Here is an 11,541-nt window from a genome sequence, read left to right on the forward strand (position 1 = left end):
TCGACCACGACGATGGCATCGTCGACCAGGATGCCGACGGCGAGCACCATGCCGAACATCGAGAGCATGTTGATGGAGTAGCCGGCGAGCAGCAGAATGGTACAGGCGCCCAGCAGCGCCACCGGCACCACGATGGTCGGGATGATGGTGTAGCGGATGTTCTGCAGGAACAGGAACATCACCACGAACACCAGCACCACGGCTTCGACCAGCGTCGACAGCACCTTCTTGATCGAGGCCTCGACCACGGGCGTGATGTTGTAGGGGATCTCGTAGGAGATGTTGGCCGGGAAGAAGCGCGACAGCTCCTTCATCTTCTCTTCGACGGCACTCGCGGTCGCCAGCGCATTGCCGGTCGGCGACATCAGCACGGACAGACCGGCGGTCGGCTTGCCGTCGAGACGGGTGTTGAACTGGTAGCTGAGGCCGCCGACCTCGATGCGTGCGACGTCGCGCAGGCGCACGGTCGAGCCGTCGGCATTGGCGCGCAGGATGATGGTGCCGAATTCATCCGGGGACGAGAGCTGGCCCTTGACCAGCACCAGCGCGGAGGTGCGCTGGGTCGAGGTCGACGGCTCGGCGCCGATGCTGCCCGAAGCGACCTGCGCGTTCTGCGCGGCAATGGCCTTGTTGACGTCGTCGGCGGTCAGCCCATAGCCGACCAGCTTGGCCGGATCGACCCAGACGCGCAAGCTGCGTTCCGTCGAATACAGCGTGGCGCGGCCGACGCCGGGGATGCGGCGGATCTCGCCGAGCACGTTGCGGATCATGAAGTCGCCGAGGCCAACCTCGTCCAGGCTTCCGTCGGTCGAGCTCAGCGTGATGATCTGGAGCACCGCGCTGGAGGCTTCCTCGATCAGAATGCCCTGCTGGATCACCGCGCGGGGCAGCCGCGCCTCGACGCGCTTGATGCGGTTCTGCACCTCGACGGAAGCCGCGCTGGTATCGGTGCCCGGCACGAAATTGGCGATGATCTCGACCTGGCCGAGCGAGTCGCTGGTGGATTCGAAATTGAGGATGCCGGAGGCGCCGTTGAGCTCCTCCTCGATCAGCCGCGTGACGCTGTTGTAGAGGTTTTCGGGCGAGGCGCCGGGATAGCTGGTCGAGATCGAGATCGAGGGCGGCGCGATGATCGGATATTGCGCGATCGGCAACAGCGGAATCGAAATTGCGCCGACCAGACAGATGAACAGCGCGACAACCCAGGCGAAGATCGGCCTGTCGATGAAGAAGCTCGCCATGATGCTTTACTGCATCATCTGTGCGCGTTGACTTTCCACGATGGCTTCGGCCTCGGCCCAGGATTGCGGCTTGACCTTGTCGCCCGCTGCGAACTTTTGGAAGCCTTCCACGACGACCTTGTCACCGGCCTTCAGGCCCTCGGTGACGAACCAGAAGCCATCTTGCGCCGAACCGATGCGCACCGGCTGCACCACGACGCGGTGATCGTCCTTGACGACGAAGACTTCGCTGCCGCCGCCGCCGTTGCGCTGGATCGCCTGCTGCGGCACCGCGATCGCGTCGCTGTCGATGCCCTGCTCGATTCGTACGCGAACGTACATGCCAGGCAGCAATTCACGCTTGGAATTGGGAAATTCACCGCGCAAGGTCACCTGACCGGTGTTGGCGTCGACCTTGGCATCGGAGAACAGGAGCGTGCCGTTCAGCGGATAGATCGTGTTGTCGTCGAGCACGAGACGCACCTTGACCGCACCGGGCGCAATACGTTCGAGATCGCCGCTCTCGAAGGCGCGGCGGAGCTGATGGAGCTCGTTCACCGACTGGGTGAAGTCGGCGTAGATCAGGTCGAGCTGCTGAATGGTGGCCAGATTGGTCTCGTTCTGGACCACGAGCGCGCCCTCGCTGACCAGCGCGGCGCCGACGACGCCGTCGATCGGGGCCCGCACGGTGGCATAATCGAGATTGAGCTTTGCCCGCGCAAGGTCGGCCTTGCGGCCCTCGACTTCGGCGTGAGCCTGGCGCTCGGCCGCGATCGCCTTCTCGTTCTCGGCTTCGGGCGCGGCGCGCTGGGCTGTGAGCGTGGCGATGCGGCGCGCCTGTTGCTGGGACTGCATCAGCCCAGCCTCCGCTTTGGCGAGCGCGGCTTCGTTGGCCGATACCTCGACCTCGAACGGGCGCGGATCGATACGGTAGAGCGGATCGCCGGCTTTCACTTCGCTGCCTTGGTGGAACAGGCGCTCAACCACGATACCCGAAACCCGGGGCCGAACATCGGAGACTCGCGTCGGCGCGATTCGGCCAGGGAGTTCCCGCACGACCGCGCGCGGCTGCGGCCTTACGGTCACCACGCTGACGTCGGGTTCGGTCGGTTGCGCCTGGACGATCGCAGAGTTTGATTCATCGCAGCCCGCAAGAAGCGGTGCCGCGACCGCGAGCATTATGGCCATGCAGGCGGATCGCGCGTGAAGTGCTGACATAAGGGTAGTTGCCCCGTTCTATCGCTGGTCTTCCGAAGAAGTTCCGGACAGTCTGATTTGAAAAGGAAAATAATCGGTGTTTGCTGCGACGCAATGAGAGCTTGGGCGGCTCATTGTCACACGAGCTATCCCGTTCAAAAAACGAGTGTTTCGGAAAGTCACCGGATCGTGAATCGAGTTCCCTCGCGGCGTGCTGCGACGGAACAGCGCAATTACCCCGCCGCCTTCATCCGATAGTGGCTAACGCCCCACTCGGTTCCGTCGGCGTAGCCGAACAGGCCGGAGGTCGCGAGAAAGAACCAGCGCCAGCGTCGCATCCGCAGGCCGGTCTCCTCGCCATGGATGTTGCGCAAGGCCGCTTCAATGAAACAGCGATGCGTGTCGAAATTCGCGAGCCAGTCGTTGGCGGTGCGCTGATAATGCGTGCCGCTCCAGCACCATTCCTTCTCGACCGTGAAGATATCGTCGAATTGCCTGACGAGGTGATGGCTCGGCATCAGTCCGCCCGTGGAGACGTGCTGCGCGATCCAGTCGTCGCGATCGGCCCGGTCGAACAGGTGGGAGCCAGAGCGATGGGCGACGATGTGCATGAAGAACCGCCCCTCCGGCGCGAGCCACGCGCGCAGGCGCGTCATCAGCTTGCGCCAGTTCATCACATGCTCGAACATCTCGACCGAAACGATGCGGTCGAATTGCCCGTCGGGCGCGAACACGTTGATGTCCGCCGTGACCACGCGCAGGTTGAGGAGACCGCGCAGCCGCGCCTCTTCTTCGATATAAGTGCGCTGCGCCTGCGAACTCGACACCGCCGTCACCTTGGCGTGCGGAAACTGCCGCGCCATCCACAGCGACAGCGAGCCCCAGCCACAGCCGAGCTCGAGGATGGTCTGGCCGTCGGCGAGAGCGGCATGCTCGGCGGTCTGGCGCAACGCCTCCTCCTCGGCCTCCTGCAAGGTGGTCGCGTCGGTCTTGTAGAAGCAGCAGGAGTATTTGCGGTTGGGACCGAGCACCTTCGCAAAGAACGAAGCGGGTACCTTGTCATGCCCGGCATCCGGGTCCTCGGCGATCGGCCGCAGCATCATCCGCCCGGCGAAGGCGGCATCGTCGGCCCCGCCCAGCGCGGACAGCCGCGTCACCGTGCGCGAGCACAGGCGCTGGATCGCCGCGCGGATCACGACATCAGGCAGCGGCACCCGTTCGGCAGTCCCGATGATTGCGGACACGACGCTCATGCGACGACTCCGTCTTTGGGCCGCAGATCTTGGGCGGAAGATCTTGGGCGCCAGATCTTGGGCGGCAGGGGAAAAAGTACGACTTGAACCTGTGGAATGCCGAGGATTAGGAAAGTACGTCCGTACCAAAGCCCCGTTTCAGCCTTGGGTTCCCCAGCTCTCCCCGAAATCGGCGCATCCGGCGCTTTTTTTGGGCTGGCGCTGTGCCATAGTGCGCCCCGCAAGCAAGTTAACGGATGATACCGGCCATGCCGCCAGGCGCCTCGCCCCGCTCCTCCCTCGACATCGAATACACCAAGCTTTCCTCGCCCAGCGTCTTCCTGGTGCGGATGCTGGTCTTCCTGGTGCTCTGCGCCCTGGTGGGGGTGGTGCTCTACAAGCAGATCATCCAGGCCTTCTTCGCCAATCCCGGGCTCAATGCCCTGATCGGCGGCGTGCTGTTCATCGGCATCATCCTGGCCTTCCGCCAGGTGATCCGGCTGTATCCCGAAGTCTCCTGGGTCAACAATTTCCGCATCGCCGATCCCGGCCTTGCGCCCGCTCGCCACCCCAAGCTGCTGGCGCCGATGGCGATGATCCTCGGCGGCGAGCGCACCGGGCGGATGTCGATCACCCAGACCACCATGCGGCACCTGCTCGATTCGATCGCGACCCGCCTCGACGAGGCCCGCGACATCTCCCGCTACATGACCGGGCTGCTGGTCTTCCTCGGCCTGCTCGGCACCTTCTGGGGCCTGATCGAGACGGTCGGCTCGGTCGGCAAGGTGATCGACGGGCTCAAGGTCGGGGGCGATTCCGGCGCCCTGTTCGACACGCTGAAGGAGGGGCTGGCCGCCCCGCTCGGCGGCATGGGCATCTCGTTCTCGAGTTCGCTGTTCGGCCTCGCCGGCTCGCTGATCCTGGGCTTTCTCGACCTGCAATCGAGCCAGGCGCAGAACCGTTTCTACACCGATCTCGAAGACTGGCTTGCCACCACCGTGCGCGAATATGGCAGTGGCGAGGTGGCGGTCGCCGCCGGCGGCGGCATTGCCAGCGGCGAGCTTCAGGCCGTCGTCGAGCGCTTGCGCTCGGTGCTCGAGGAAGGCAGCGGCAGCCGCGGCACCACAGCGGCGATGGCGAGCCTCGCCGAAGCCATCCAGGCGCTGGTCTCGCACATGCGGACCGAGCAGCAGATGATCCGCGAATGGGCCGACGGCCAGGGCGAGCAGAACCGCGAGATCCGGCGCCTGCTGGAGCGCATCGCGCGTCAGCCCGAGAAGGGTTAGCGACATGGCACTGGCGCGCGGCCGCCGCGGCGATACCTCCTTCAACTACTGGCCCGGCTTCGTCGACGCGCTGTCGACGCTGGTGCTGTCGATCGTGTTCCTGCTGTCGGTGTTCCTGGTGGTGCAGTTCTTCCTGTCGCAGGAGGTCACCGGCAAGGACAAGGCGCTGGAGCAGCTCAACGCCAAGATCGCGCAGCTCAACGAATTGCTGTCGCTGGAGAAGCTCGGAAAGCTCACGCTTGACGACCAGGTCTCGTCGCTGAAGGCCGGCCTCGCTTCGGCCGAGAGCGAGCGCGACCGCATCAAGGGCCTCTATGAGGGACTCGCCGCCGCCGGCAACGACGCGCAAGGCAAGTCCTCCGAGCTCGGCAAGGCGCTGGACTCCGAGAAGGCGGTTTCGGCCCGCGCGCTGGCGCAGATCGAGGTGCTGAACCAGCAGATCAGCGCGCTGCGCCGGCAATTGGCGGCACTGGAAGAAGCGCTCGACGTCTCCGAGAAGCGCGACAAGGAATCGCAAAACCGAATTGCCGATCTGGGGTCTCGCCTGAATGTCGCCCTGGCGCAGCGCGTGCAGGAATTGTCGCGCTACCGCTCGGAATTCTTCGGCCGGCTGCGCGCCATCCTCGGCAACCGGCCCGACATCCGCGTCGTCGGCGACCGCTTCGTATTCCAGTCCGAAGTGTTCTTCGACACCGGACAGGCGGTGCTGCTGCCCGAAGGCCGCGCCGAACTCGACACCTTGGCGACCGCGCTGATCGATCTCGACAAGAAGATCCCGAACGAGATCCCCTGGGTACTGCGCGTCGACGGCCACACCGACGTGCGTCCGGTCAACGGGCCGAACTTCAAATCGAACTGGGACCTTTCGGCCGCCCGCTCGATCTCGGTGGTGCAGTACCTGATCTCACTCGGCGTGCCGGCCCAGCGCCTCGTCGCCGCCGGCTTCGGCGAATTCCAGCCGCTCGACGCCGCCAACACCGAAGAGGCCTACAAGCGCAACCGCCGCATCGAGTTGAAACTGACGGAGCGGTAGTGGTGAGGGTCGCGCGATACTCGCCACACCGTCATGGCCGGGCTTGTCCCGGCCATCCACGAACTTCGGTCATCGCTGATGGAAAGGCGTGGATGCCCGGGACAAGCCCGGGCATGACGACTTTCGTAAAATGACCGCCCTCCACCTTCGCCCTTACCGGCCCGAGGACGAGACCGCCTCGATCGACCTGTGGCATCGCACCTGGCAGCAGGCCTATCCGCAGATCGACTTCGCGGCCCGCCTGGACTGGTGGCGCGAACGCTGGCGCAAGGATCTGGTGCCGAAGGCCTCGATCGTGGTGGCGGAGCAGGACAGCACGCTGGCCGGCTTCGTCACCATCGATGGCGACGGCTATCTCGACCAGCTCGTGGTTGATCCCGCGCATTGGGGCTCGGACGCGGCGCGGCTGCTGGTGGATGAGGCCAAGCGCCTGTCGCCTGCGGGCGTGACGCTGCTCGTCAACAAGGACAACAGCCGCGCCATCCGCTTCTACGAGCGCAACGGTTTCGCGCATGCCGGCGACGAGGTGAACCCGACTTCGGGCCGGCCCGTGCTGAAGATGATGTGGCAACCTTAGATTCTGGCGACCTTGATTCTGGCGGGCGTGACCCCCGTCACGTCGGGATCCCGGGACGTCGGCTAGTCGTTGTGCCGAAAGATGCGCCGGCAAGCGGATGGAGATGACCAATGAAACTGAGCGATCTGGCCAAGGGATCTTCGGTCCTGCTCGGCGTCATCGTCGCCGGCTATGTCTCGACGAGCTATGTCGACCAGCGCCTCGCCACGCCGGTCAAGACGACGAGTGCTCCGACGAACGGCCTCGGGCCATCGGCCTGCGTTGAAGAGGACGGGAGCTGGAAAAACTGGCCGTGGCCGAACGTGCCGGCGCTGTCGCCGAAGTGTCGATGAGCGGCGCTGTCGCGCAACTCGCCTCGAGGCGCTCTCGGCTCAAGCGGAGTTCAAGATCGAACTGCCAGAATTCGGCCTGGCGGATCGCGCGGTGGCTGTCTTCGCGAAGCCGGATCGACGCATCGATCGCGCGCTGCGCCCGCTCCAGGAGTTCGCGGGTTTCCTTGCTGAATGGCTGGGCCATGAGGCGCACTCCCGTTGAGGCGGGAGCACAAATCATCTCTCAGGCACCGACGCCTACGGACGAGCCTTTGGCCGGCGATACCTGATTAGGCGCCACATCCGGGGGAACTGCAAGGTCCATCCACTCGGCTCAGGGGCGTGGGCTGCCCTATCCGAAATTCCGGAAGCCAGCGATTGCGCGCGCATCTGTGGCGGAACTAACCTCTTCAAATCGTCAAGACGCTCGATCGGAGGCCTAGTTCATTCGTTCTGGTCGAGAATCTCTCGCACCCTCAGTGCAAGCTTCGCTTGGGAAATCGGCTTCTCCAACAGATTGACGCCTTCATCAAGCCTTCCCTGGTGCACGACGGCATTACGCGAATACCCGGTCATGTACAGGATTTTCAGCTCCGGTCGAATTTGGTGCGCGCGCCTGCCAAGTTCGCGACCATTGATCCCCGGCATGACCACGTCGGTGAGAAGAAGATCCACCTTCGACTCGTCCTGCAGGAGAATGGTCAGGGCCGCTTGGGCGCTGCGGGCCGAGAGGACACGGTAGTTGAGATCACGAAGGACGTCAGAAATATAGACGCGCAGATCTTCATCATCCTCGACCACGAGAATGGTCTCGAATATCTCACCCTCGGCGAGCTCCTCAGGTGCCACTTCCTCATGTCGGACACTGCCGGTGAAGCGCGGGAAATACAGCTTGATCGTCGTGCCTTGCCCCACCTCGGTATAGATTTTTGCGTGGCCTCCGGATTGTTTGACGAAGCCATAGACCTGACTTAGCCCAAGCCCGGTGCCGTGGCCCGGCTCCTTCGTGGTGAAGAAGGGCTCAAACGCGTGATTGAGAACGTCCCGCGACATTCCGACGCCTGTGTCAGTCACGCAGATAGCGACGTACTGACCGGGCGCCAATTCCGGATTGAGACGGCAGTAATCCTCGTCGGCGGCGATGTTGGCAGCTTCCAGAGTCAGCTTTCCACCGTCAGGCATGGCGTCGCGAGCGTTGATTGCCAGGTTGACGATGGCCGACTCCAGATGATTGGCATCGGCTTCAATTTGCCACAGACCCGCACTTCCGACCGTTTGGACTTCGATGCTCTCCCCCAGCGTACGCTGGAGGAATTCCTGCAGACCATTGACGTAGTTGTTCACGTTGATCGGCTTGGGATCGAGCGCCTGTCGTCGCGAAAATGCCAACAAGCGACTGGTCAACGCCGCGGCTCTCTGCGCGCCTCGTTTCGCGTTTGCGAGCGCCCGGTTCAGATTGGCTCCGGGCGCCTTGGCGTGCCGCTCAGCTGTTTCGAGATTGCCAAGGACGATCATCAGCAGATTGTTGAAGTCGTGCGCGATTCCGCCGCTGAGTTGCCCCACCGCTTCCAGCTTTTGGGATGCGGCGAGTTGCTCCTGAACGTGTTTGAGTTCGTCCTCGGCGCGCTTCCGGTCCGTAACGTCGCGCGTGACCTTGGCAAACCCGACGATGTTGCCGGCCTCGTCCGTAATGCGATCGATGATGACCGACGCCCAAAAGCGGGAGCCATCTTTTCGCAGGCGCCACCCTTCCGCTTCAAACCGCCCATGCTCCGCCGCCTCTAAAAGCGCACGCTTGGGCACACCGAGTTCGATGTCCTCGGGCGTGTAAAAAGCGCTGAAATGCCGGCCAATGATCTCCGGCGGCGCGTAACCCTTGATTCGCTCCGCACCGGGATTCCAGGTTGTCACGTTGCCGAGCGGATCGAGCTGAAAGATCGCGTAATCGACCACCGCCTCGATCAGCTGACGGTAGCGCCGCTCGCTGTGGAGAAGCTCTTCATGGGCTTGCTGACGCTCGGTTACGTCTCGCGTGACCTTGGCGAAGCCGATCAGCTCACCAGCCTCGTTGCGGACGGCATCGATGATGACCGATGCCCAGAAACGGCTTCCGTCCTTGCGGACTCTCCATCCCTCGGCGCTGAAGCGGCCTGCTTGCGCTGCGACGCTCAAGGCGCGCTCCGGGAGCCCTTTGGTACGATCGTCGGGCGTATAGAAGGATGCGAACGACTTGCCGATGATTTCGTCCGGCGTGTAGCCCTTCAGCCGCTGCGCGCCGGAGTTCCAGCTGCGGACGGTGCCGTCTATGTCGATCATGTAAATGGCGTAATCAACGATCGCATCGATGAGCAGTTGAAGTCGGGCGGTATCGTCGATCCCGTCAAGTTTTGACTGAGGGGTCTGCAAATGGCCGGCTCCGATGAGGGGGGACAACATACAACTGCAAAGTCACTACATCGTTCCGCGCTCTGGCTGCCGCCCTTTGCAATACGACTTTCGCTTTGTGGGACTGGAGCCCGCTAAGGCGGTGTCAGACCTCAGAAAAAGCTGATGAGCACGTCGGCTAAGGCCACAAGCTGACCAATGTTAGCGATGCCTATATCACGCGGATACCTTACGGTGCTGGCGAATGCTGGACGGAGAGCGTCCATAGAGCTCGCGAAAGGCGGCGTTGAACCGGCGCACGCTGCCAAAGCCGGCCTGGTAGGCGATCTGGGCGAATTGATCATTTGTCTCGTCAATTAGGCGCTTCGCCCGCTGTACACGTCTGGTCTTTGCTACCTGCTGGGGGTTGGCCCCGACATACCGCTCGAACAGACGCGCAAGGTGGCGGGAGCTTACCCCGAGCCGATCGGCGAGTGCAGCAACCGAACCGTTGTCCAACGCGCCACCATCGATCAATTTCAAGGCGCGCGCGACTGTCGAGCGCGTGCCATTCCAGGCAGCACAGAAGGGCGCGGTCTCCGGACGGCAACGCAGGCAAGGCCGGTATCCCGCAGCTTCGGCAGCCGCCGCAGTTTGATAGTAGGCCACGTTGCGGGTCAACGGCTGCTTCACCGGACAAACTGGACGGCAGTAGATTCGCGTGGTCCTGACTGCCGTGTAGAAACGGCCGTCATAGCGCGGATCGCGCTGCAAGCGCGCGGTGTTGCATACCTCAAAACTGAGCATCACTCATTTTACCGTAGACCGGCGCCAAAAGAACAGCCCTGAGATGATCAGGTCCGATTCCGGCCAGCGATGTCGATGCGCTCTTCTTATAAGAGAGCCCAGATCCGCTGAGCACTTGGAGAAGAAGAAATGAACAGCACGAATCCTAAAGAGATCGTCATCAATGCCTGGAAGACTTTCAAAACCCGTGATGCCGGCTTGATCGCGGAGCTGTTTACTCCCGATGCCGAATGGATTGCGCCGGCCGGAAATGCCACTGCAGTCGCTCTCAAGCACACCGACCACATGAATGGAGCGGACCAAATCGCACGCTTCATTGCCACGGAGATGCATCATCTGTTCTCGAACGTCGAGATCTCGTTTCTGGGCCTTCATGCCGATGGTAACACTGTGGTGGTCGAGGAGCGGATGCGGGCCACTCTTCCTGGAGGCAAGCCCTACGAGAATGACTATTGCTTCGTCTTCGTCCTTTCGGGCGACCGCATCAAGCTGGTTCGCGAATATATGGACACCCGAAAGGGCTGGCAGATGATCTTCGAGCCGCTTTGAAAATTGCTTTGGGTCACAAGCCGATGTCTATCGGCGGAGGCCAATGGCGATTGTCGCAGTCGGGACCTTGCAAAAAGCGCGTCCTCGACCTCAATCCCGCTAAGCGTGACCCTCGCCATCATTTTTCGATGGAGCCGCCCTTCGGAGCTTTATGAGGTATGTCCCATCCAAAGTAGACTTCCACCCGAACGATCTTGTCTCCACGACCGGTGGTTACCTCACAATTACGAAACCTGTGACCTCCAGCAGCAGCTGCCTCATAGACGATGACTGCTCGGTTTCCATCCTCGATCGCGATGACTTCATCGAACGAACTGGTCTTTTCGCTGTTGGGCCAGCAGCGGCGCAGATAAGTCGCACGATCCAACTCATTGTCGATCGGACTTGAGAAGTGATAATCGTCCGCAAGAAGCGTTTCGATCGCTGTCCGATCCTTATCGACGTATGCCTTTAGCCTGGCACGTGCCAGATCGAGGGTGCTTTTCGTCATCCCATTTTTCCTTTTGAAGTTCGACCGAACGAAAGCCGACCGCCATCTCATCGACAAAGAGCTCGGGGGCTAAAGCTGGACGAAGTGCCCTTCCTGTCGGGCCTCATGCCAGGATAGAAGCGACATCAGACAACTTGAGCCTCTAACAACCTTCGGTAAAAATCGTTCCGGGCTCACGCTGTGCGCGCTTGGCCAGAATTCCGTGACGAAAGCCGGGAAGGAAACAGCCCGACCAACCTTGTGATGCGGCCCATTCGGATCGTGGCGCTCGATCAGATGGACGAATATCCGCTATCGACCGGCTACGAACGGAGACCATGTGGTGCGGCGCTCCTGCCAAAATCTCCGCTGTCATTCCCCGCGAAGGCGGGGAATCCAGTACGCCGTGGCTTATCGGTTGATCACTTCCGTCTCGGAGTACTGGATCGCCCGCCTGCGCGGGCGATGGCGCTGTGAGTGGGGCAGCAGTCCGAAC

Annotated in this window: 11 protein-coding genes; 5 read left to right on the forward strand and 6 right to left on the reverse strand. The window is 62.4% G+C overall.

Translation table 11 applies throughout. The features are described 5' to 3' along the window. From AC0L20_RS37620 to AC0L20_RS37630, 3 genes are all read right to left on the reverse strand, one after another. Positions 1 to 1,241: efflux RND transporter permease subunit (locus AC0L20_RS37620; RefSeq protein WP_473295342.1), on the reverse strand; the 1,241-nt coding region annotated here is incomplete at its 3' end. A 6-nt stretch (positions 1,242 to 1,247) separates the two neighbouring features. Beyond that, positions 1,248 to 2,438: an efflux RND transporter periplasmic adaptor subunit gene (locus AC0L20_RS37625; protein WP_473295343.1), complete on the reverse strand. Its 1,191-nt coding sequence runs from the start codon at positions 2,436 to 2,438 to the stop codon at positions 1,248 to 1,250. A gap of 212 nt (positions 2,439 to 2,650) precedes the next feature. Continuing rightward, positions 2,651 to 3,670, reverse strand: a complete 1,020-nt coding sequence (locus AC0L20_RS37630; protein WP_473295344.1) for an SAM-dependent methyltransferase — start codon at positions 3,668 to 3,670, stop codon at positions 2,651 to 2,653. A gap of 248 nt (positions 3,671 to 3,918) precedes the next feature. On the opposite strand from AC0L20_RS37630, the gene AC0L20_RS37635 reads away from it, so the two are divergent. From AC0L20_RS37635 to AC0L20_RS37650, 4 genes are all read left to right on the forward strand, one after another. Further along, the gene (locus tag AC0L20_RS37635) at positions 3,919 to 4,935 is read left to right on the forward strand and encodes a flagellar motor protein MotA (RefSeq protein ID WP_473295345.1); all 1,017 of its coding nucleotides are present in this window, start codon (positions 3,919 to 3,921) and stop codon (positions 4,933 to 4,935) included. A gap of 4 nt (positions 4,936 to 4,939) precedes the next feature. Continuing rightward, the gene (locus tag AC0L20_RS37640) at positions 4,940 to 5,968 is read left to right on the forward strand and encodes a peptidoglycan -binding protein (RefSeq protein WP_473295346.1); all 1,029 of its coding nucleotides are present in this window, start codon (positions 4,940 to 4,942) and stop codon (positions 5,966 to 5,968) included. A gap of 130 nt (positions 5,969 to 6,098) precedes the next feature. Beyond that, a complete protein-coding gene (locus AC0L20_RS37645; protein ID WP_473295347.1) occupies positions 6,099 to 6,545 on the forward strand; it encodes a GNAT family N-acetyltransferase in 447 nt (148 codons plus the stop codon). Between the two features lie 110 nt (positions 6,546 to 6,655). Continuing rightward, positions 6,656 to 6,877 carry a hypothetical protein gene (locus AC0L20_RS37650; RefSeq protein ID WP_456766284.1) on the forward strand — a complete coding sequence of 74 codons (222 nt, stop codon included), beginning with the start codon at positions 6,656 to 6,658 and terminating at the stop codon, positions 6,875 to 6,877. 423 nt (positions 6,878 to 7,300) lie between these two features. On the opposite strand, the gene AC0L20_RS37655 is transcribed toward AC0L20_RS37650, so the two are convergent. After that, positions 7,301 to 9,292 (reverse strand): hybrid sensor histidine kinase/response regulator, encoded by a 1,992-nt coding sequence (locus AC0L20_RS37655; RefSeq protein ID WP_456766285.1) that lies wholly within the window; start codon positions 9,290 to 9,292, stop codon positions 7,301 to 7,303. Positions 9,293 to 9,457: 165 nt separating this feature from the next. Next, the gene (locus tag AC0L20_RS37660; protein ID WP_473295348.1) at positions 9,458 to 10,027 is read right to left on the reverse strand and encodes a bifunctional transcriptional activator/DNA repair enzyme AdaA; all 570 of its coding nucleotides are present in this window, start codon (positions 10,025 to 10,027) and stop codon (positions 9,458 to 9,460) included. A 129-nt stretch (positions 10,028 to 10,156) separates the two neighbouring features. Between AC0L20_RS37660 and AC0L20_RS37665 the strand changes: the two genes are divergently transcribed. Then, complete coding sequence (locus AC0L20_RS37665) at positions 10,157 to 10,576, forward strand: nuclear transport factor 2 family protein (RefSeq protein WP_473295349.1); 420 nt, start codon at positions 10,157 to 10,159, stop codon at positions 10,574 to 10,576. A gap of 118 nt (positions 10,577 to 10,694) precedes the next feature. Here the strand turns inward: AC0L20_RS37665 and AC0L20_RS37670 are convergent, their stop codons facing one another. Further along, a complete protein-coding gene (locus tag AC0L20_RS37670; protein ID WP_473295350.1) occupies positions 10,695 to 11,066 on the reverse strand; it encodes a nuclear transport factor 2 family protein in 372 nt (123 codons plus the stop codon). Positions 11,067 to 11,541: the final 475 nt, after the last annotated feature.

The sequence above is a fragment of the Bradyrhizobium sp. Kon58 genome, from assembly GCF_055807455.1.